The organism is Brucella sp. 22210, from assembly GCF_052045675.1.
In the GTDB taxonomy this organism is placed as follows: domain Bacteria; phylum Pseudomonadota; class Alphaproteobacteria; order Rhizobiales; family Rhizobiaceae; genus Brucella.
The window spans coordinates 44482-65154 of sequence record NZ_JBQEPD010000004.1 but is presented as its reverse complement, the minus strand read 5'-3'; the positions used below and the strand labels follow the sequence as shown (position 1 = coordinate 65154).

Below are 20673 nucleotides of genomic sequence, written 5' to 3'. Positions count from 1 at the left end.
GAGCTTCCCATGGATTACAACGCCATGCGCCACTTCGCCGACAGCTGGGGCCTGCTCGGCATGACGGTCTTCTTCGTTATCACCGTCTTCTATGTGTTCCGTCCCGGCAGCAAGAAGATCGCCGACGAGGTGAAAGCCATTCCGTTCAAGGATGACGCAAATGACTGATAAGCATATCGACGACGTCAGCGGTGTTTCGACCACCGGCCATGAATGGGACGGCATCCGCGAACTCGACAACCCGATGCCGCGCTGGTGGCTGTGGACCTTCTACGCCACCATCCTGTTCGCGATCGGCTACACTATCGCCTATCCGGCATGGCCACTGATTTCCAGCTCGACTGCGGGGCTGACCCAATGGTCGAGCCGCGGCGCATTGCAGGAAGACATGCGCCAGGTAGCGGCGGAAAAGCAGGGCATTCTCGACCAGATCAAGGCCAAGGATGTGCATGAGATTCTGGCCGATGAAAACCTGCGCCAGTTCGCCATTGCAGGCGGCGCTGCCGCGTTCCGCGTCAACTGCGTGCAATGCCATGGCTCTGGCGCGCAGGGTGCACCCGGCTATCCGAACCTCAACGACGATGACTGGCTGTGGGGCGGTTCCATCGACGAAATCCTGACGACCATCCGTCACGGCGTCCGTTCGAAGGACGACGCGGATACGCGCGCTTCCGAGATGCCCGCTTACGCCGACATTCTGGAACCGCAGCAAATCCGCGATGTGGCAGCCTATGTGGTCAGCCTGACCGGCACACCGCACGATCCGTCGATGGTTCCCGCAGGCCAGAAGGTCTTCTCGGAAAACTGCGCTGTCTGCCACGGCGCCGACGCCAAGGGCAGCCGCGAATTCGGTGCGCCGAACCTGACCGATGCGATCTGGTTCTACGGTTCCGGCGAAGACGCAATCATCCGTCAGGTGTCGCATCCCAAGCACGGCGTGATGCCCGCATGGGAACCGCGCCTCGGCGACACAACCGTCAAGCAGCTGGCGATATTCGTCCATTCGCTGGGCGGGGGAGAATGAAGAGAGGGGAGTAAGGCAGTAGGGGAATAGGGGGGTATGTTTTGGTTGTGAAGGCCCGCAGCGTCGCTCCCCTTTTTTCATACTCCCTTACTCCCCTATTCCCCTACTCCCTTCTCCTCCCTAGGAGCATAAAATGTCAGAGCAAGTCGAACGTATCGACGTTCAGGCAGTGAATTCCCCCAAGACGCGGCAGTCGCTTTATGCGGCGCGGGTCAAGATTTTTCCGAAGCGCGTTCAGGGTGAGTTCCGGCGCTTCAAATGGCTCGTCATGCTCATCACGCTGGGCATCTACTATCTGACGCCATGGCTGCGCTGGGATCGCGGGCCTTATGCGCCAGATCAGGCCGTGCTGATCGACCTCGCCAACCGCCGCTTCTATTTCTTCTTCATCGAAATCTGGCCGCAGGAATTCTATTACGTCGCGGGCCTGCTCATCATGGCGGGCCTCGGCCTTTTTCTGGTCACCTCCGTCGCGGGCCGCGCATGGTGCGGCTATACCTGCCCGCAGACTGTCTGGGTCGATCTCTATCTCGTGGTGGAACGCGCCATCGAAGGCGACCGCAACGCCCGCATGAAACTCGACAAGGGGCCGTGGACCTTCGACAAGATCTGGAAGCGAGTGACGAAACATTCGGTCTGGCTCCTGATCGGCGTTCTGACCGGCGGCGCGTGGATTTTCTACTTCGCCGATGCGCCAAGCCTGCTGCTCGATTTCCTGACCGGACAGGCAGCGCCCGTTGCCTATTTCACCGTCGCCATTCTCACCGCCACCACCTATACGCTGGGCGGGCTGATGCGCGAGCAGGTCTGCACCTATATGTGCCCCTGGCCGCGCATTCAGGCCGCGATGCTCGATGAGAATTCGCTGACCGTGACCTATAATGACTGGCGCGGCGAACCGCGTTCGCGCCATGCCAAGAAGGCAATCGCCACCGGGGAATCCGTCGGTGATTGCGTGGATTGCAATGCCTGTGTGGCCGCCTGCCCGATGGGTATCGACATTCGCGACGGCCAGCAGCTTGAATGCATCACCTGCGCGCTGTGCATCGATGCCTGCAATTCGGTGATGGACAAGATCGGCAAGGCGCGCGGCCTCATCTCCTATGCGACGCTGGCCGACTACGACGCCAATATGGCGCTTGCCACCAACAACGGGACGATGCCCATCACCCCTGCCCGGGTTTACGCTGCGCCCAATGTGCTCTCCGACAAGGTGCAGAACCTGTCATGGGGCAAAGTACTGCGTCCGCGCAGCCTGTTCTATTTCATCGTCTGGGCGCTGATCGGCCTTACACTGGTCATTTCGCTGTCGATGCGCCAGCGCATTGGCATCAACGTCCTGCACGACCGCAACCCGCAATATGTGCTTCTGTCGGACGGTTCGATCCGCAACGGTTATACGGTCAAGCTGCTCAACATGATCCCGACGCCGCGCACCTTCCGCTTGTCCATCGAAGGATTGCCCGGCGCGACGCTGACCGTGCAGGACGAGACGGCAGATACAGACGGCAATTATGCCGTGCCCGTCGAACCCGACCGACTGAAGACATTGCGTGTCTTTGTGACCTTGCCGCACAGCGCCATCTCGGATCACCGCAAGGATTACGAAATCGAAGTGCGCGACGCGGACGGCGCTGAACACGCCCGCTACAAGGCAACCTTCATGGCTCCGGAGGGACGATAATGTCGGCAGAAACCGAGACTGCATCCGCAAATTCGGCAGGCACATTCACCGGCTGGCATATGCTGGGCATCATGGTGGCGTTTTTCGGGGTGATCATCGCCGTCAATGTGACGATGGCCTATCTCGCCATTCACAGCTGGAGCGGGCTGGTCGTCGCCAATTCCTATGTCGCGAGCCAGGAATTCAACGAAAAGGCCCAGACCGGCAAGGAACAGGCAGCCCTCAACTGGCAGTCGACGCCCGCCTATGCCGGGGGTGTCTTTACCTGGCGGCTCACCGACCGCGACGGCAAGCCGGTTGCAGTGACGGGCGGAACGGTGGAGTTCAAGCGTCCTGTTGGCGATGTGAACGATACCAGGGCAGCACTTGCCACCCGGGAAGCGGGCGTGCTCGGCGCCAGCATCGACCTTGCTGATGGCGCATGGGTCATGGAAATCAACGCCGATGCCGGTCTGGAAGACCCCTATCGCCATATCGTCCGCGTTCTGATCAAGAACGGGAAGCTGTTATGAGCTGCTGCGTCGAGAATGCACAGATCGCGACGGTCATCCAGACCGTTTCCCCGGATGAAATGCAGCTTGCCAGCCGCACGCTCGGCGACGGGCTGCGCCAGCTCGACCTGTCGGTGCCGGGCGTTCACTGCGGATTGTGCATCAAGACGATAGAAGAAGCGCTGGCACAGATCGCTGGCGTTGCCTATGTGCGCGTCAACCTGACTGCGCGGCGGGTCGCGATCCGCTGGAAGGACGGCGAAACGCCGCCCAATGTCGTCGATCCGCTGCGTCGCCTCGGTTATGAAGCGCATATTTTCGACATGGGGCAGGAGAAGGACCCTGCCTTCACGCGCCTGCTGATCGCCCTTGGTGTCGCGGCTTTCGCCTCCAGCAATGTCATGCTGCTTTCCGTCGCTGTCTGGTCGGGCGCGGATGCAGCAACCCGCGACCTGTTTCACTGGGTCTCCGGCCTGATCGCCCTGCCGACGCTGATCTTCTCGGGCCGCATCTTCTATGTTTCCGCATGGAACGCGCTGCGCGCAAGGCGTGTGAACATGGACGTACCGATTGCGCTGGCCATCTCGCTTGCCTTTGCAATGAGCATCTATGAGACCATGAACCATGGTCATCATGCCTATTTCGATGCCTCGGTGACGCTTCTGTTCTTCCTGCTGATCGGTCGTACGCTCGACTATATGATGCGCGCCCGCGCCCGTTCCGCCGTGCGTGGTCTGGCGCAGCTTGGTAGTCGTGGCGCGGTGGTGATCGCCGACAATGGCGAGCGGAACTATCTGCCGGTCAATGAAATCCGCCCCGGTATGCGCATCATTCTGGCGGCTGGCGAGCGCGTGCCGGTGGATGCCAGAATTGAGGAAGGCCGCTCCGAACTCGATTGCGCCATTGCATCCGGCGAAAGCGATGCGGTGCCGGTCGGCCCCGGTTCGGATATTCGCGCCGGTACGCTGAACCTCTCCACGCCGCTCGTCATTCGGGCAACGGCGGAAGCCAAGGATTCCTTCCTTGCCGAAATGGTGCGCCTGATGGATGTGGCTGAAGGCGGACGCGCCTATTATCGCCGCCTCGCCGACCGCGCTTCCGAACTCTATGTGCCGATGGTGCACACTATTGCCTTCCTCGCCTTCACAGGCTGGATGGTCTACACCGGCGGCGACTGGTACCGCTCGATCTATATCGCCATCTGCACGCTGATCATCACCTGCCCCTGCGCATTGGCGCTGGCCGTGCCGATTGTGCAGGTGGTCGCAGCGCGCCGCCTGTTCGAGAACGGCATCATGATCAAGGACGGCTCCGCCATGGAACGCATGGCCGAGATCGATACCGCGATCTTCGACAAGACCGGTACGCTGACACTCGGTCAGCCGCGCCTGATCGGCCTTGAAAGCATCAATACGCACTATCTCGAAATCGCCGCCGAGCTGTCGCTCTATTCCCGCCATCCGCTGTCGCGGGCGCTGGCGCAGTTTTCCGGTCAGGGGCCGATGAGCGCCTTCACCCGGATCGAGGAAGTTCCGGGATCGGGTATCGAGGCGGAAATCGACGGTAAACTCTATCGTCTCGGCAAATCCGAATGGGCTGGCGGCATGGCCGATGCAACCGCTTCAAACGGCCCGGAAACCTGTCTTTCCATCGACGGCATGCTGGTCGAAACCTTCCATTTCGAGGACAGCCCGCGCGAAGACGCAGCCGCCGCTATCGCTGCCCTGAAAAAGGATGGGCTGAAGCTTGGCATCATCTCCGGCGACCGATTGCCAGCCGTCCGAAAGCTCGCGGATTATCTGGATGTCGATGATTATCGCGGCGCGGTGCTGCCTGCCGACAAGTCGCAACTCGTGCAGGCGCTTTCCGGCGAAGGTCGCAAGGTGCTGATGGTTGGCGACGGCCTCAACGACGCGCCGGCCCTGGTCGCAGCCCATGTTTCCATGGCCCCGGCAACTGCTGCCGATATCGGGCGCAATGCCGCCGACTTCGTGTTTCTGCGTGAGAGCCTCGCCGCCGTGCCGCTGGCCTTTGCGGTCTCCAAGGAGGCAGGTCGGCTGATCAGCCAGAATTTCGCGCTGTCCATCGGCTATAATATCATCGCCGTGCCAATTGCGATTTTCGGCTATGTCACGCCGCTGGTGGCAGCACTTTCCATGTCGCTGTCGTCCATCGTGGTTGTCAGCAACGCGTTGCGGTTGAAAGCCGGAAAGCAGAAGCAGCAGGCGCAGACACGCACCACGCCGGTTACCGTGGTCAAGGAAGCGCACAAATGAGCGGGCTTCTCTTTCTCATCCCCGTCGCCCTTTTGATGGGCGCGGTGGGGCTGGCAGCCTTTCTCTGGTCGTTGAAAAACGGCCAGTATGAAGACCTCGACGGCGCGGCGAACCGGATATTGCTCGACGACGACACTACGCCGTTATCAAAATCGCGCGCAGATCGTTGACATTGGTGCCGGTCGGACCCGGGATGAACAGATCGCCGATGGCGTCAAAGGCCGTCCATGCATCGTTGTTGTTGAGGCGCGCCGCACCATCCTCGCCCGCCTTTTGCAGACGTGAAACCGTGCTGCCATCGGCAAAAGCACCGGCATTGTCTTCCGAACCGTCGATCCCGTCCGTGTCGGCGGCAAGCGCATGGATATTGGCATAGCCATCAATATCGAGCGCAAAAGACAGCAGAAATTCGCTGTTGCGCCCACCTTTGCCGCCTTTGCCGCGAATGGTGACTGTGGTTTCGCCGCCTGACAGAATGACCACCGGCTTTTTGAACGGACGGTCGCGTTCGACCACTTCCCGCGCAATTGCTGCATGGACATGCGCCACTTCGCGCGATTCCCCTTCCATGGCATCCGACAGGATCACCGCTTCAACGCCGTGCCGGGCGGCCTCTTTCGCTGCCGCTTCCAGCGATACGGCGGCAGATGCAATCACCCGCACTTCGTTTTGCGCGAAAACCGCGTCATCCGGCTTTGGCGCATGCGCTCCTTCGCCGCGAATATGGGCAAGTGCGGCCGCCGGCAATTCCAGCCGGTAGCGTTCGATGATCTTGAGCGCATCATCGCGGCTGGTTTTGTCCGGCACGGTCGGGCCAGAGGCCACGAATGCGGGATTGTCGCCCGGAATATCCGAGACGACCAGTGAGAACACCCGCGCCGGATGGGCGGCAGCGGCAAGGCGTCCGCCCTTGATGGTCGAAAGATGCTTGCGCACGGCATTCATGGCCGAGATCGGCGCACCCGACGCCAGTAATGCCTTGTTGACGGCAATTTCGTCTTGCAGCGTCAGCCCTTCCGGGGGCGACGGCAGCAGCGCCGAGCCGCCACCGGATATCAGCGCCACCACGAGATCGTCTTCCGTGAGACCCGATACGGCTTCGAACAGGCGCCGGGATGCCACAAGTCCCGCTTCATCCGGAACCGGATGCGCCGCCTCGATAATCTCGATGCGTTCGCAAGGCGTGCCATAGCCATAGCGTGTCACCACGAGGCCTTCGAGCGGGCCATCCCAGGCCCTTTCCAAAGCCGCCGCCATCTGTGCGGAGCCTTTGCCAGCGCCGATTACGATCGTGCGCCCCTTTGGCTTGGCGGGCAAATTGGCGCGGATGACCAGTTCGGGATCGGCAGCCGCCACGGCGGCGTCGAAAAGGCTGGTCAGGAATTTCTTCGGATCGGCGATGGCGCTTGTGGCAGTCATGAGAATCCCGGCTTCACAAATCAACGGCGGCACTATTCCCCGCGCGGCACATAAAATCAATGGAGCCGGCCATCTCCCTCCAGATAACCAGCTCCACGCTCTCCCCTCCAGAGAACCGATCAGGCCTGACGCTCAGGCGACATCGTGATTGGCCAAACGCTCCAGCGCGCGCACCAGACCCGAATGGTCGAGACCGTCATCACCATGCGCCGCGCAGGAATTGAACAGTTCCTGCGCCGTGGCCGTGTTAGGCAGCGAGACGCCCAGAGCCTTCGCGCCCTGAAGCGCCAGATTGAGGTCTTTCTGGTGCAGGGAGATGCGGAAACCCGGATCGAAGGTCCGCTTGATCATGCGCTCTCCATGCACTTCGAGAATGCGCGAGGAGGCAAAACCACCCATCAGCGCTTCGCGCACCTTTGCCGGATCAGCACCCGCTTTTGATGCAAAAACCAGCGCTTCGGCAACCGCTTCGATGTTGAGCGCCACGATAATCTGATTGGCGACCTTGGTGGTCTGGCCATCACCGCAATCACCGACCAGCGTGATATTCTTGCCCATAAGCTTGAGAAGCGGCAGCGCCGCGTCAAAGCTTGCCTGCGCGCCGCCAGCCATGATGGAGAGGCTGGCATTCTTCGCGCCGACCTCGCCGCCCGATACCGGTGCGTCGATATATTCAGCCCCGGCAGCACGAACTTTTTTCGCAAATTCCTTCGTCTCGATGGGCGAAATCGAGCTCATGTCGATGAGCGTCTTACCCTTGCCCAGGCCTTCAACCGCGCCGTTTTCGCCGAAAAGGACTTCGGCCACCTGCGGCGTATCCGGCAGCATGAGGATGGTCGTTTCACATTCCGCGGCCACCGCCTTGGGCGTATCGAGAACCGTCAGCCCCGCAGCCAGCAGGTCCTTGTGCGGCGGCTGGCTATGCTTCGAGGTGAAAAGCTGGTGGCCTGCATTTTGCAAATGCTGCGCCATCGGCTTGCCCATGATACCCAGTCCGATAAAGCCGATCTTGGCCATTCTATATCTCCCTATGCAATTTAAGCGCTCAGCCGTTCAGCTTCATATAAGTCTTTGTTTTCACGCATTATCCAACGCAAAACCGCTTCGCACTTTTGCTGGAAATGCTCTGAACCAGCCCAGACCTTCCTCGGTGGTGGTCTTCGGCTTGTACTCACAGCCGATCCAGCCCTTGTAGCCCGCTGCCTTAAGCGCTTCGAAGACGTTCGGATAATGAATCTCGCCGGTGCCGGGCTCATTGCGTCCCGGATTGTCGGCAAGCTGCACATGCGCGATCAGCGGCTTGTAGCGCTCATAGGTGGCGACGAGTTCGCCACGTGTGCGCTGCTGGTGATAAAGGTCATACTGGATGAACAGGTTATTACTGCCCACCTCGTCGATAATCGAAACCGCCTGCTCCACGGTGTTGAGATAGAAACCCGGAATGTCGTAATGGTTGATCGGCTCGATCAGCAGGCGGATACCGTGCTTTCCCAGTTCCTTCGCCGCCAGCCGCAGATTGCTGACGAAAGTCGCCCGCATCACATCCGGGTCGATGCCCTGCGGCGCGATACCGGCAAGGCAGTTGACCTGCGAACAGTTGAGCGTCGTGGCATAATCGATGGCGTCGGCCACCCCACGACGGAATTCGTCTACACGATCCGGCAGCACCGCGATGCCGCGCTCGCCACCCGTCCAATTGCCCGCAGGCAAATTGTGCAGCACCTGCGCCAGATTGTGACGGGTAAGGGCGGCCTTCAGCTCATGCCGGTTGAACTCGTAGGGGAACAGATATTCCACCCCGGTGAACCCCGCCTTGGCGGCCAGCGCGAAGCGATCCATGAAGGGCGCTTCGGTGAAAAGCATGGTGAGATTGGCTGCAAATCTTGGCATTTCCGCCTCCTTTTTTAGGCAATTCCGAACGAAGAAACGTCTCACGCTTTTCCCGGAATAACTCTCAACGTTGTTCTTTTCCCTCATCCTGAGGAGCCTCCCGAGCTTGTCGAAGGGAGGCGTCTCGAAGGGCGAGGGAAAATGCACTGCGCCTGCCCTCGTCCTTCGAGGCTTCGCTTCGCTCCGCACCTCAGGATGAGGGGCGGAGGGGTAGCGAAGCGACAGAGAGGTGTGAAATCTTCACGCTCTAATCCAGAAGCGCGGCTATCGCAGTCGGCGCATCCTCGCCGCGTTCGGCCAGTTCCTCGAACTCGACCACCTGATCAATGTCGGTTCCCATGGAAATATTGGTGACGCGTTCCAGAATGAATTCCATCACGACCGGCACCTGATGCTCCTGCATCAACGCCTTGGCCTGCTCGAAACTTTCTGCAAACTGGTTGGGACTGCGCACCCGGATTGCCTTGCAACCGAGGCCTTCGGCAACCGCCACATGGTCGACGCCGTACCCCTTCTCCGCATCGCCGGACGCATTGATGTTGTCGAAGGCAAGGCTGACCTCGAAATCCATGTTGAAGCCACGTTGCGCCTGACGGATCAGGCCGAGATAGGAATTGTTCACGACGACATGGATGTAAGGCAGTTTGTGCTGCGCGCCGACCGCCAGTTCCTCGATCATGAACTGGAAGTCATAGTCGCCCGACAGCGCCACGATGGGCCGATTTGGATCGGCAGCGCGGACACCCAGAGCCGCAGGCAAGGTCCAGCCGAGCGGGCCAGCCTGTCCGCAATTGATCCAGTTGCGCGGGCGATAGACATGCAGGAACTGCGCGCCCGCAATCTGGCTGAGGCCGATGGTGGTGACATAGCAGGTGTCACGACCGAAAGCCTTGTTCATCTCCTCATAAACCCGCTGGGGTTTCAGCGGCGTCTGGTCGAAATGCGTCTTGCGCAGCATGGTCCGCTTGCGGCCCTCGCATTCCTTCGCCCAGCCGGACCAGTCGCGTAGCTTGCCTGCCGCCTTCCATTCGGTTGCGACGTCGAGCAACTGCTTCAGCGCCTTGCCCGCATCGGACACGATGCCGAAATCTGGCGCAAAGACGCGCCCGATCTGCGTCGGTTCGATATCGACATGGATGAAGGTGCGATCCTTGCGATAGGTATCGACATTGCCGGTATGCCGGTTGGCCCAGCGATTGCCGATGCCGATGACCGCATCGGAAGCCAGCAGATTGGCATTGCCATAACGGTGCGAGGTCTGAAGACCGCACATGCCCGCCATCAGACGGTGATCGTCCGGGATGACGCCCCATCCCATCAGGGTCGGGATGACCGGAATGCCGGTGATCTCAGCGAATTCGACCAGAAGATCCGACGCATCGGCATTGATGATGCCGCCGCCTGCGACAATCAACGGACGATCCGCTGCGTTCAGCATGGCAATCGCCTTTTCGGCCTGCGCCCGCGTGGCGGCTGGCTTATAGGCTTGCATCGGCTGATAGGTGTCGATGTCGAACTCGATTTCGGCCATCTGCACGTCGATTGGCAGATCGATCAGCACCGGACCGGGACGGCCCGACTTCATGATATGAAACGCCTTCTGGAAGACAAATGGCACCAGCGCCGGTTCCATGACCGTGACCGCCCATTTGGTGACGGGCGCTGCGATCTTGGCGATATCGACCGCCTGAAAATCTTCCTTGTCGAGACGTGCGCGTGGCGCCTGACCCGTCACGCAGAGGATCGGAATGGAATCGGCAGATGCCGAATACAAGCCGGTGATCATATCCGTGCCCGCCGGGCCGGAGGTGCCGATGCACAGGCCGATATTGCCATGCTTTGCCCGCGTATAGCCTTCGGCCATATGCGAAGCGCCCTCAACGTGACGCGCCAAGATATGGCGGATCGAACCGCGCGCTTTCATCGCCGAATAAAATGGATTGATAGCCGCGCCCGGCACGCCGAAAGCGCAATTGATCCCTTCCCTCTCCAGCACAAGCACGGCTGCATCGACTGCACGCATTCTGGCCATGGCCAATCCTCCTATGGAAACATTCTCCATTTACAAAAGCTATAATTTAAAAATGGAAATGCATACCATTATATGGAAATAAAGATTTTCAACGGAATGGAGATAATCGGCTATACCCTCTGCGCCTTTCCGACTGACAATGGATGCGATAGTGGTAACTCTGAAGTTCAGGCGGGATTCGGAGACGGGTGATGGAACAGGCCAAAGCAAAGCGGGGCCGCAAGGCGGCGGAGAATGCAGCGCCCTCATCCGTGCAGGTTCTGGACCGCAGCCTCAAGCTTCTGGCGCTGATCGCCGATAATGACGGCTCGACCCTGACGGACCTTGCTGACGCGAGCGGCATGGCCCCTTCCACGGTGCACCGTCTGTTATCCTCGCTCGCCAACCACGGCATGGTTTCCCACGATGTGGAAACAGGCGACTGGACCATTGGCGTCAAGGCTTTCGAGATTGGCAATGCCTTTCGCCGTTTCCGCAAGCTGGGCACGCTGGCGCGCCCCTATTTAAAGCAGCTCATGGAAACCAGCGGCGAGACCGCGAATATCGGCGTCGAGGACGAAGGCGATGTCGTGTTCATCTCGCAGATCGAAAGTCACGCGCCGATGCGCGCCTTCTTTCGTCCCGGGCGGCGCGGACCGATCCACGCATCGGGCATCGGCAAGGCAATTCTGTCAACGTGGTCGGATGGCGAAATTGCCCGCGCGCTTTCGGGAAAAATGCTGGAGCATTTCACCCAGCGCACGCTCGATGGCCTGCCCGCACTTTTGAAAGACATTCAGGCGACACGCATGCGCGGCTGGTCCATCGATGACGAGGAACATACGCTCGGCATGTGCTGCATCGCCGCGCCGATTTTCAACGAATATGGCGAGGGCATTGCAGGCATTTCCGTTTCCGGCCCGGCCGTGCGCCTGCCAAAGAAGAAGCTTGAAGAGCTGGGGCCGCTCATCCGCTCGACCGCCGATCAACTGACCCGCGCCATTGGCGGCAAGCGGCCGGAAGAGCTTTAAAACAAAAGACCCGCAGCAGATCGCTCCGCCGCGGGCCATCCTCCTCCAAGGATTGGCAGATCAGGCGAGTTCCGCCTTGAGCGGCTTGCCCGCCACATAGGTTTCAACAATGGCGCGGTCGTCACCGACCGTTTGCAGCAGGAACAGCTCCTGTTCCAGCGTCGCACCTGCCGCCATGCGCAAGCGCATCGGCGATGTGGCGGCTGAATCCAGCACCACGATATCGGCCTCCGTGCCTTCGTCCAGCGTGCCGATCTTGTCTTCCATCGACAGCGCCCGGGCATTGCCAAGCGTCATCATGTAGAAGGACTGGAACGGGTTCAGACGCTGTTCGCGCAACTGCAAAATCTTGTAGCCCTCGTCCATGGTACGCAGCATGGAAAAGCTGGTGCCGCCGCCGACATCGGTCGCCACAGCCATGCGCACGCCCGACGCCTTCAGACGATCACGATCGAACAGGCCGGAACCGAGAAACAGGTTCGAGGTCGGGCAGAACACGGCCACCGAGCCGGTTTCCGCCATCACGCCCACTTCGCGTTCTTCCAGATGGATGGAATGGCCAAGCAGCGTCTTGTTTCCCAAAAGCCCGTAATGCTCGTAAATGCCGAGATAATCCGGCGCATCCGGATAGAGCGACTTGGTGAAGGCGATTTCGTCGTGGTTCTCCGACAGGTGCGTCTGGATAAAGCATTCGGGATGTTCACGGGCCAGCGCCTGACTGGCTTCGAGCTGTTCCGGGGTCGAGGTAATGGCAAAGCGTGGCGTGATCACATAGTCGAGGCGGTCCTTGCCATGCCAGCGCGCGATCAGTTCCTTGCTGTCGTCGTAACCGGATTGCGCCGTGTCGCACAAGGCGGGCGGCGCGTTGCGGTCCATCATCACCTTGCCGCCCAGCATGCGCATGTTGCGGTACTGCGAAGCGCGGAAATAGGCGTCGACGCTCTGCGGATGCACCGAGCAGTAAGCGACAGCCGTGGTGGTGCCATGGCGGATCAGCTCGTCCAGAAAGCGCTCGGCGATGAATTCCGCGTGCTGCTCATCGGCGAATTTCTGTTCGGCCACGAATGTATAGGTGTTGAGCCATTCCAGAAGATTGGCGGCATAGGACGCGACCACCTGGGTCTGCGGATAATGGATATGCGTATCGATGAAGCCCGGCAGGATCAGATGCGGGCGATGATCGGCCAGTTTCACATCGCTGCCCGCTTCCGCGCTTAATTCGGCGTAATCGCCGAGGCGCGCAATGCGTCCGTCTACGACCAAAATGGCGCCATCTTCGATATAGAGATAGGAAGCGCTGTCATCGAGACTTTGCGGCTCATCGCGAAAGGTCAGAACGCGGCCACGGATGAGAAGTCTGGTCATTGTTACTTTGCTCCAGCAGTAGCGGATTCATACCAGGAGGCGAGAAGCTGGCGCTCCTGATCCGTTACCCCGGTGACGTTGGCGGGCGGCATGGCATGGGAGCGACCGGCCTGCAAATAGATTTCGCGCGCATGGGCGGCGATTTCCCGGTCCGTTTCAAGCGTCACGCCTTTTGGCGGCGTGATCATGCCTTCCCAGCCCGGCTGCGCCGCGTGACACATGGCGCAGCGTCCCAAAACGGTATCCCGCACTTTGCCAAAGTGCGGGTCCGAAATGAAGCTTTCCTGCAAGGCCGAAACCTTCTGCTCTTCCGGCTGACCGGTCAGAATCTTCGGGGCCGTGGAAAGCCACATGATGATGATGAACAGGATGACCGTCACCAGCCAGGTCCAGGTCGGCTTGCCTTTACGGGCATGCTGGGTGTTGAACCAATGGCGGATGGTCACGCCCATCAGGAACACCAGCGATGCGATGATCCAGTTATACTGCGTGCCGAAAGCCAGCGGATTGTGGTTCGACAGCATCAGGAACAGAACCGGCAGCGTCAGATAGTTGTTATGCGTCGAGCGCTGCTTGGCGATCTTGCCGTATTTCGGATCCGGCTTGCGACCGGCGATGAGATCGGCCACCACGATTTTCTGGTTCGGGATGATGATCATGAACACGTTGGCCGACATGATCGTTGCCGTGAAAGCGCCCAGATGCAGGAAGGCCGCGCGGCTTGTGAACAGATGCGTATAGCCCCAGGCCACGAACACCAGCACGACATAGAGCATGACCATCAGAAGCGTATCGCTCTTGCCCAGCATCAGCTTGCAGATCGTGTTATAGGCGACCCAGCCAAACGCCAGCGAGCCGATGGAAATCGCGATAGCAACCGGAACAGACACATCGAGCACATTCGGATCGATCAGGTAAAGATCAGCGCCCGTGTAATAAACGATGCAGAGCAGCGTGAAGCCCGACAGCCAGGTGGCGTAGGATTCCCATTTGAACCAGGTGAGGTGTTCCGGCATTTCGGCTGGCGCAACCAGATATTTCTGGATGTGATAGAAGCCGCCGCCATGGACCTGCCATTCCTCGCCATGAGCGCCAACCGGCAAGCCGGGACGCTGGCGCAGACCAAGATCAAGCGCGATGAAGTAGAAAGACGAGCCGATCCACGCAATCGCGGTAATGACATGCAGCCACCGCGCTGCGAAGCCCAGCCAGTCCCAGGCTACGGCAAAATCATACATCAGGCACTCCCATTGTTCGCCCCATTGTTCGTTATCCTATTATGTGCCAAAGCTTTGCGTCCGAGGGAACGTCACAACACGACCATCACTTTCAAAAAAAACTAGACAATCGTGGAGGGGACGCATGTCTTATCTTGATAATCTGCGCGTTTTCGTGCGCGTTGTCGAATTGGGAAATCTTTCTGCCGCCGGGCGCGACCAGCGCGCCTCGCCAGCGGTTGCGAGTAATCGAATCAAGGAGTTGGAGAAGCATCTTGGCGTCCGGCTCTTCAACCGTACCACGCGCAAGCTGACCCCGACCGAGCATGGCCGCATATTCTATGACGGCGCGTTGAAAATCCTCGAAGCGGTGGATGAGGCGGAAGCAGCGGTCGCGGAACTTGCGAAAAATCCCAAGGGATCGATTCGCATCACCGCGCCTTTGGGGCTTGGCCGCAGGCTCATCGCATCGGGCATTCCGGAGTTTCACGACAAATATCCGGACATTGAAGTGCGCCTGCGACTATCTGACCACGAGATCGACATTATGAGCGAAAGCGTGGATGTCGCCTTCAAACTCGGGGTTCTGGAAAACTCCAACTTGCGCATGCGCGGCATCCTGAATTGTGAGCGCGTGATCTGCGCTGCGCCGCAATATCTTGAAAAACATGGGGTTCCGCAATCGCCGGAAGAGCTTCTGGGCGACACGCATGACTGTTTGCTGCTGCGTTTTCCGGGGTCGAAGGAATATTACTGGTCGCTTCAAACATCGGAAGGTCTTCGCAAATTCGAAGTCACCGGGCCTTATGATTCCGATGATGGCGACGTATTGACGCAATGGGCGCTGGGCGGGCGCGGCATCATCAACAAGCCGCTGTTCGAGGTGAAGGAATATCTCCGCGACGGTCGGCTGATACCGCTTCTCGAAAGCACGCCGCCGGCACCGATCCAGCTTGCGGCGATCTATCCGCACAAGCGTTTTCAGGACCCAAAGGTGCGTCTGATCATCGATTTCATGACGGAGCGCTGCCAGCGGCTCATACGGGAAGCGCTGGCTTAAAAAACCGGCCTGCCAAATCAGGCAGGCTGCGAGACCTTGCTTGTGGTCAAAACGGCGGTCAGCACTTCGGCCGCCGCAAGGGCTGCGATGACTTCGGGCCGTTTGTCCTTCACGACCGCGCCGCCGACCGGGCAGATCAGATCTTCAAACAGATCATCGCTGCCGAACTCGCGTTTCAACCAATTTTTGAAAGTCGCCTTCTTGGTCTTCGAGCCGATCATGCCGACATAGATCGCATCGCGGCGTTGCAGCGCCTCGGCGGCGATCAGAAAATCAAGCGCGTGATCATGCGTCAGGATGATGAACGCACTGCCCGGCGGCGCGGAGCGCACCACTTGTTCCGGCATCGCCGCGAGACAGGTTTCAACGCCCGGCGCGTCGACAGCCATCAGCTCGGCCTCGCGCGTATCCACCAGCACCACCCGCACCGGCGTCAGCGAAAGCGCATAGGCCAGCGCATCGCCGACATGGCCTGCACCGAAGACATAGACATGCGGGCGGGTGGCGATTTCCGCATCGACCTTGCTGACCAGTTCATCCGCAAGGCCGCGATTGACGCGTTTGAAATTCAAGGCCACGCGCCCACCGCAGCATTGGCCGATCTCCGGCCCCAGAGGCACATCCATCGGTGAATCGCGACCACCAGCAAGTATTTTCCGGGCATGGTCGATAGCCATATATTCGAGCTGTCCACCACCGATGGTGCGGAAGATCATGTCGCGGGCGACGAGCATCCAGGCCCCCGCATCGCGTGGCGCAGAACCCTTCACATCCGTGACCTCCACCAGCACGCTGTCGTGGCGACGGTTCAGGAAAGCCCGGATATCGTCCCGCCTGCCCAGCGTGCCGCTGCTCATGGTGCTACCCCTTTTGCGTGCGCAGCCGCTCGATCGCCATCAGCACACGCTCAGGCGTGGCTGGCGCATCGAGACGCGGGCTGATCTTGTGATCGGCAACGCTCGCCACCGCATCCGACAGTGCATAAAGCACCGACATGCCGTGCGGCAGCGGCGGCTCACCCACCGCCTTTGAGCGATGAATGGTCGGTTCATAGGCTTCAGACCAGTCGGTCAGCGCCACATTGAAAATCTTGGGCCGGTCGGACGCCAGCGGAATCTTGTAGGTGGACGGCGCATGGGTGCGCAGCCGCCCCTTATTGTCCCAGACCAGCTCCTCGGTGGTGAGCCAGCCCATGCCCTGCACAAAGCCGCCTTCGATCTGGCCGATATCGATGACACGGTTGAGCGACCGTCCGGTATCGTGGAGGATATCGGTGCGTTCCACCACATATTCGCCGGTCAGCGTATCGACCGAGACTTCCGAACAGGCCGCGCCATAGGCGTAGTAATAGAAGGCATGGCCTTTGCCCTTGGCGCGATCCCAGTGGATTTTCGGTGTCTTGTAATGCCCGGCAGCAGAAAGCTGTACGCGGCCGATATAGGCCTGCTTCACCAATTCGTTGAAGCTGATTTCCTGATTGCCGACGCGAATGCGGTTGGGCAGGAAGACAACCTGATCTTCCGGCACCTGATGCTGCTCGGCTGCAAAACGGATCAGCCGCTTCTTGATCTGGCGCGCGGCATCCTGCGCCGCCATGCCGTTCAGATCTGCGCCCGACGATGCCGCCGTCGGTGCGGTGTTCGGCACCTTGGCGGTTGTCGTCGCGGTAATCTTCACCCGGTCGAGATCGATCTGGAATTCTTCCGCCACGACCTGCGCCACTTTCAGATGGAGTCCCTGCCCCATTTCGGTGCCGCCGTGGTTCATATGCACCGAGCCGTCATTATAGACATGCACCAGCGCACCGGCCTGATTGGACTCGGTCTTGGTGAAGGAGATGCCGAATTTTACCGTCGTCAGCGCCATGCCGCGCTTCACAGTGCGGCTTTTGGCGTTGAATGCGCGGATAGCTTCACGCCGCGCGGCGTAATCGGCGCTCTCTTCCAGTTCGGCGACGATGCGCTGGATGATGCAATCTTCCACCTTCTGGTGATAGGGCGTGATATTGCGCGTCGCGCCTTCCGTCCCCATCGCGTCGTAGAAATTGAGCTTGCGGATGTCGAGCGGGTCTTTGCCGACCGCAAAGGCCACTTCCTCGATGACGCGTTCCGCACCGACCATGCCCTGCGGACCGCCAAAGCCGCGGAAAGCGGTGTTGGACACGGTGTTGGTGTAAAGCGGCGCGGATTGCGCATGCACTGCCGGGAAGAAATAAGCATTGTCGCAATGGAACAGCGCACGATCCCCGACTGGTCCCGAAAGGTCCGCCGAGAAACCTGCATTGAGCGCGAACATATAATCGACGCCCAGAATATTGCCTTCGTCGTCGAAACCGACCTCGTAATCAATCATGAAGTCATGACGCTTGCCCGTGGCGGTCATGTCCTCGTCGCGGTCGAGACGGATTTTCACCGCGCGCTTGTGCTTCTTGGCAGCGATAGCGGCAATGGCAGCCCATTGATTGGCCTGCGTTTCCTTGCCGCCGAAGCCACCGCCCATGCGGCGCACTTCAACCGTGACCGAATGGCTCGGCACGCCCAGCGCATGGGCGACCAGATGCTGCGTTTCGCTCGGTCCCTGCGTGGAGCAATAGATGGTGACATCTTCGTCTTCGCCGGGAACAGCCAGCGAAGCCTGCCCTTCGAGATAGAAATGGTCCTGACCGCCAACCATCATGCGGCCCTTCACCTTGCGCGGCGCATCATCGATGGCCTTGCGGGCATCGCCGCGATTGAGCGTCAGCGGCGTGAAGACAAGACGGTCCTTGGCGCCATCAAGGCCTGCAATGGAAAACAGGCCCGGCATTTCCTCATATTCAACCTTGGCCAGACGCGCGGCGCGGCGGGCCTGATCCCGGGTGCGGGCAATGACGGCAAAGATCGGCTGCCCGTGGAACTGTACCGTATCCACCGCGAAGATCGGATCGTCATGCATGCCGGACGGCGAGACATCGTTTTCGCCGGGAATGTCCTTATAGGTCAGCACATCGACAACGCCGGGCGCTGCACGCACGGCGGAAAGGTCGACAGACTTGATATTGGCATGGGCGACCGACGCAAGGCCGACACCGACATGCAGCGTGCCTTCCGGTTCCGGAATATCGTCGATATAGACCGCATCACCCGTCACGTGCTTATGCGCGGAATCATGCCTCTGATCGGTGGCGACACTACCTTTGATAGCGGCGGCTTTGATCGTGCTTGCAGGATGTTTATTCATGCCTGCCTCCTTCAAACCGCTTCGATATGCTGAACGCGCAAGGGTTCGGCTTGACCTTGCGTTTCGGCGTAGAAACGGCGCAACAAATTCTTCGAGACCATCAGACGATAATCCGCCGTGGCGCGCATATCGCTGAGCGGCTGATAGTCCTGCTCATAGGCACCGATTGCCGCATCCACCGTTTCTTCGGTCCATGGCTGGCCCAAAAGCGCCGCCTCAACCGCAAAGGCGCGTTTCGGTGTCGCTGCCATGCCGCCATAGGCGATGCGGATGGAAGCGACCTTGCCTGCCGTATCGAGCGTCATGTGGAATGCTCCCAGCGCTGCGGTGATATCTTCCTCGAAACGCTTGGACACTTTGTAGATCGCAAAGTGGTTGCCTTCCGCCGGGATTGGCACATGCACCGCCTCGACGAATTCACCGGGCTGACGGTCCTGCTTGCCATAGGCGATGAAGAAATCTTCAAGCGGAATGGTGCGGCGGCTATCGCCCTTGCGCAGCGTCAGACGTGCATTCAGCGCGATCAGCGGCGGCGGCGTGTCGCCAATCGGCGAACCATTGGCGATATTGCCGCCGATGGTGCCCATATTGCGCACCTGTTCCCCGCCGATGCGGTTGATGAGACCGCTGAGCTGCGGAATGCGCCTGGCGAGGAAAGAGAACGCTTCCGTATAGGTCACGCCCGCGCCAATGGTGACGACGTTGTTGTCCTCGGAGATGACCCGCAATTCCGTGAGATGGCCGATAAAGACGACCGGCGAAATATCACGCATCATCTTCGTGACCCAGAGGCCCACATCAGTGGAACCGGCCACCACGGTCGCCTTCGGCTCATCGGCCAGCAGCGCTGCGAAATCATCGAGATCGGCAGGTACGACCAGACGGTCCTTGCCCTCGCCCACTTCGACCCGCGAACCGTCGCGCATGGATTTCAACTGTTCGAGCACATGAGCGCGTTCTGCTGCCAGCGGATCGTCCGTCGTGTTGCCGTAATCGGAAATGGCGCGAGCGGCGCGAATGATCGCCTCATAGCCAGTGCAGCGGCAGAGATTGCCTTGCAGCGCCTTTTCAATGGCCGGATCGGCGGGCTTGGGATTGCGCATCCACAGCCCGTAAAGCGACATGACGAAGCCCGGCGTACAGAAGCCGCATTGCGAGCCGTGAAAGTCGATCATCGCCTTTTGCACCGGATGCAGGCCGCCATCGGCCCCGCGCAGATGCTCGACCGTCACGACATGGCAGCCATCCAGCGAACCGACGAAGCGAATGCAGGCATTGACGCTTTCATAAACCAGCTCGCTGCCCACGATCTTGCCGACCAGCACCGTGCAAGCGCCGCAATCGCCTTCGGCGCAGCCTTCCTTGGTGCCGCGCAGCTTGCAGGCCAGACGCAAATAATCGAGCAGCGTTTCCGTTGGCGAAACCCGGTCGAGTTCAACCCGCTCGCCATTGAGAAGAAAACATATTCTGTTTCTCACAGACTGAACCATCCTGCTCAGCTCCCGCGATAGGTCGAATAGGAAAAAGGCGAAACCAGAAGCGGCACATGATAATGCGCCTTTTCATCGGAAACACCAAAGCGCAACGGCACGACGTCAAGGAACGGCACGCCGTCTTCGTCCTTGCCGAAATATTCGCCGACATGAAACAGGAGTTCATAGGAGCCGCGTTGCAGGTCGCCATTGGCAAGCAGCGGCTCGCCGCTGCGCCCGTCCTGATTGGTGCGGATTTCCTTGATGCTGTGTGGCGTGTGATTCTCGATCCGGCGCAGTTCGATACGCAATCCCGCAGCCGGTTTGCCGCTGACCGTATCGAGCACATGGGTCGTCAACCGACCCGTCTTGCCCTCATCGCCGTGATGTCCCTGACCCATTTGCACTCCTGACCCCTTGCGCGATTCTCCGGCCCATGAACCTTGTTCATGAAACGGATCCGCTGCAAGTCGCTGATTTCACTCGGTTTGCCAGTACCGTTTTTGCTATCAAA

Annotated in this window: 18 protein-coding genes; 8 read left to right on the top strand and 10 right to left on the bottom strand. The window is 59.8% G+C overall.

Features of this window, described 5'->3' with window-relative positions:
• The first annotated feature begins 9 nt into the window (after positions 1 to 9).
• From ACTJKP_RS07315 to ccoS, 6 genes are all read left to right on the top strand, one after another.
• Positions 10 to 168 carry a cbb3-type cytochrome c oxidase subunit 3 gene (locus tag ACTJKP_RS07315; RefSeq protein WP_078337972.1) on the top strand — a complete coding sequence of 53 codons (159 nt, stop codon included), beginning with the start codon at positions 10 to 12 and terminating at the stop codon, positions 166 to 168.
• Positions 161 to 1024, top strand: a complete 864-nt coding sequence (ccoP, locus tag ACTJKP_RS07310) for a cytochrome-c oxidase, cbb3-type subunit III (protein ID WP_078337971.1) — start codon at positions 161 to 163, stop codon at positions 1022 to 1024. The genes ACTJKP_RS07315 and ccoP overlap by 8 nt, the downstream gene beginning before the upstream one ends.
• A 133-nt stretch (positions 1025 to 1157) precedes the next feature.
• On the top strand, positions 1158 to 2708 hold the full coding sequence (gene ccoG / locus ACTJKP_RS07305; RefSeq protein WP_440630176.1) for a cytochrome c oxidase accessory protein CcoG: 1551 nt from the start codon (positions 1158 to 1160) through the stop codon (positions 2706 to 2708).
• On the top strand, positions 2708 to 3220 hold the full coding sequence (locus tag ACTJKP_RS07300) for a FixH family protein (RefSeq protein WP_078337969.1): 513 nt from the start codon (positions 2708 to 2710) through the stop codon (positions 3218 to 3220). Before ccoG ends, ACTJKP_RS07300 begins: the two co-directional genes overlap by 1 nt.
• On the top strand, positions 3217 to 5475 hold the full coding sequence (locus ACTJKP_RS07295) for a cation-translocating P-type ATPase (RefSeq protein WP_440630175.1): 2259 nt from the start codon (positions 3217 to 3219) through the stop codon (positions 5473 to 5475). The genes ACTJKP_RS07300 and ACTJKP_RS07295 overlap by 4 nt, the downstream gene beginning before the upstream one ends.
• Positions 5472 to 5645 (top strand): cbb3-type cytochrome oxidase assembly protein CcoS, encoded by a 174-nt coding sequence (gene ccoS / locus ACTJKP_RS07290; protein WP_182519350.1) that lies wholly within the window; start codon positions 5472 to 5474, stop codon positions 5643 to 5645. The genes ACTJKP_RS07295 and ccoS overlap by 4 nt, the downstream gene beginning before the upstream one ends.
• Here ccoS and ACTJKP_RS07285 read toward each other — a convergent pair.
• From ACTJKP_RS07285 to gcl, 4 genes are all read right to left on the bottom strand, one after another.
• Entirely contained in the window at positions 5611 to 6894 is a 1284-nt protein-coding gene (locus tag ACTJKP_RS07285) for a glycerate kinase type-2 family protein (protein ID WP_440630174.1), read from the bottom strand. The genes ccoS and ACTJKP_RS07285 overlap by 35 nt on opposite strands.
• Positions 6895 to 7026: 132 nt before the next feature.
• Entirely contained in the window at positions 7027 to 7911 is an 885-nt protein-coding gene (locus ACTJKP_RS07280) for a 2-hydroxy-3-oxopropionate reductase (RefSeq protein WP_440630173.1), read from the bottom strand.
• 60 nt (positions 7912 to 7971) lie between these two features.
• Positions 7972 to 8784: a hydroxypyruvate isomerase gene (gene hyi, locus ACTJKP_RS07275; protein ID WP_440630172.1), complete on the bottom strand. Its 813-nt coding sequence runs from the start codon at positions 8782 to 8784 to the stop codon at positions 7972 to 7974.
• 247 nt (positions 8785 to 9031) lie between these two features.
• On the bottom strand, positions 9032 to 10816 hold the full coding sequence (gcl, locus tag ACTJKP_RS07270; protein WP_440630171.1) for a glyoxylate carboligase: 1785 nt from the start codon (positions 10814 to 10816) through the stop codon (positions 9032 to 9034).
• Between the two features lie 191 nt (positions 10817 to 11007).
• On the opposite strand from gcl, the gene ACTJKP_RS07265 reads away from it, so the two are divergent.
• Positions 11008 to 11826, top strand: a complete 819-nt coding sequence (locus ACTJKP_RS07265) for an IclR family transcriptional regulator (RefSeq protein ID WP_440630170.1) — start codon at positions 11008 to 11010, stop codon at positions 11824 to 11826.
• Between the two features lie 60 nt (positions 11827 to 11886).
• Here the strand turns inward: ACTJKP_RS07265 and guaD are convergent, their stop codons facing one another.
• Complete coding sequence (gene guaD / locus ACTJKP_RS07260; protein WP_440630169.1) at positions 11887 to 13191, bottom strand: guanine deaminase; 1305 nt, start codon at positions 13189 to 13191, stop codon at positions 11887 to 11889.
• 2 nt (positions 13192 to 13193) lie between these two features.
• Entirely contained in the window at positions 13194 to 14429 is a 1236-nt protein-coding gene (locus ACTJKP_RS07255; protein WP_199055263.1) for a urate hydroxylase PuuD, read from the bottom strand.
• A gap of 124 nt (positions 14430 to 14553) precedes the next feature.
• Between ACTJKP_RS07255 and ACTJKP_RS07250 the strand changes: the two genes are divergently transcribed.
• On the top strand, positions 14554 to 15468 hold the full coding sequence (locus ACTJKP_RS07250; protein WP_078337959.1) for a LysR family transcriptional regulator: 915 nt from the start codon (positions 14554 to 14556) through the stop codon (positions 15466 to 15468).
• Between the two features lie 17 nt (positions 15469 to 15485).
• On the opposite strand, the gene xdhC is transcribed toward ACTJKP_RS07250, so the two are convergent.
• From xdhC to uraH, 4 genes are read right to left on the bottom strand one after another with little or no spacing between them, the layout of a single operon-like run.
• Positions 15486 to 16325 (bottom strand): xanthine dehydrogenase accessory protein XdhC, encoded by an 840-nt coding sequence (xdhC, locus tag ACTJKP_RS07245; RefSeq protein WP_078337958.1) that lies wholly within the window; start codon positions 16323 to 16325, stop codon positions 15486 to 15488.
• A gap of 4 nt (positions 16326 to 16329) precedes the next feature.
• Positions 16330 to 18687: a xanthine dehydrogenase molybdopterin binding subunit gene (gene xdhB, locus ACTJKP_RS07240; protein WP_440630168.1), complete on the bottom strand. Its 2358-nt coding sequence runs from the start codon at positions 18685 to 18687 to the stop codon at positions 16330 to 16332.
• Positions 18688 to 18698: 11 nt separating this feature from the next.
• The gene (gene xdhA / locus ACTJKP_RS07235; RefSeq protein WP_440630167.1) at positions 18699 to 20177 is read right to left on the bottom strand and encodes a xanthine dehydrogenase small subunit; all 1479 of its coding nucleotides are present in this window, start codon (positions 20175 to 20177) and stop codon (positions 18699 to 18701) included.
• 5 nt (positions 20178 to 20182) lie between these two features.
• A complete protein-coding gene (gene uraH / locus ACTJKP_RS07230) occupies positions 20183 to 20560 on the bottom strand; it encodes a hydroxyisourate hydrolase (RefSeq protein WP_078337955.1) in 378 nt (125 codons plus the stop codon).
• Positions 20561 to 20673 lie beyond the last annotated feature (113 nt).

Coding starts and splice junctions, on each gene's coding strand:
- ACTJKP_RS07315 (WP_078337972.1), top strand. CDS start 10: ATGGATTACAACGCCATGCGCCACTTCGCCGACAGCTGGGGCCTGCTC.
- ccoS (WP_182519350.1), top strand. CDS start 5,472: ATGAGCGGGCTTCTCTTTCTCATCCCCGTCGCCCTTTTGATGGGCGCG.
- xdhC (WP_078337958.1), bottom strand. CDS start 16,325: ATGAGCAGCGGCACGCTGGGCAGGCGGGACGATATCCGGGCTTTCCTG.
- ACTJKP_RS07300 (WP_078337969.1), top strand. CDS start 2,708: ATGTCGGCAGAAACCGAGACTGCATCCGCAAATTCGGCAGGCACATTC.
- ACTJKP_RS07295 (WP_440630175.1), top strand. CDS start 3,217: ATGAGCTGCTGCGTCGAGAATGCACAGATCGCGACGGTCATCCAGACC.
- ACTJKP_RS07250 (WP_078337959.1), top strand. CDS start 14,554: ATGTCTTATCTTGATAATCTGCGCGTTTTCGTGCGCGTTGTCGAATTG.
- ACTJKP_RS07265 (WP_440630170.1), top strand. CDS start 11,008: ATGGAACAGGCCAAAGCAAAGCGGGGCCGCAAGGCGGCGGAGAATGCA.
- xdhA (WP_440630167.1), bottom strand. CDS start 20,177: ATGGTTCAGTCTGTGAGAAACAGAATATGTTTTCTTCTCAATGGCGAG.
- uraH (WP_078337955.1), bottom strand. CDS start 20,560: ATGGGTCAGGGACATCACGGCGATGAGGGCAAGACGGGTCGGTTGACG.
- gcl (WP_440630171.1), bottom strand. CDS start 10,816: ATGGCCAGAATGCGTGCAGTCGATGCAGCCGTGCTTGTGCTGGAGAGG.
- hyi (WP_440630172.1), bottom strand. CDS start 8,784: ATGCCAAGATTTGCAGCCAATCTCACCATGCTTTTCACCGAAGCGCCC.
- ccoP (WP_078337971.1), top strand. CDS start 161: ATGACTGATAAGCATATCGACGACGTCAGCGGTGTTTCGACCACCGGC.
- ccoG (WP_440630176.1), top strand. CDS start 1,158: ATGTCAGAGCAAGTCGAACGTATCGACGTTCAGGCAGTGAATTCCCCC.
- ACTJKP_RS07280 (WP_440630173.1), bottom strand. CDS start 7,911: ATGGCCAAGATCGGCTTTATCGGACTGGGTATCATGGGCAAGCCGATG.
- ACTJKP_RS07285 (WP_440630174.1), bottom strand. CDS start 6,894: ATGACTGCCACAAGCGCCATCGCCGATCCGAAGAAATTCCTGACCAGC.
- xdhB (WP_440630168.1), bottom strand. CDS start 18,687: ATGAATAAACATCCTGCAAGCACGATCAAAGCCGCCGCTATCAAAGGT.
- guaD (WP_440630169.1), bottom strand. CDS start 13,191: ATGACCAGACTTCTCATCCGTGGCCGCGTTCTGACCTTTCGCGATGAG.
- ACTJKP_RS07255 (WP_199055263.1), bottom strand. CDS start 14,429: ATGTATGATTTTGCCGTAGCCTGGGACTGGCTGGGCTTCGCAGCGCGG.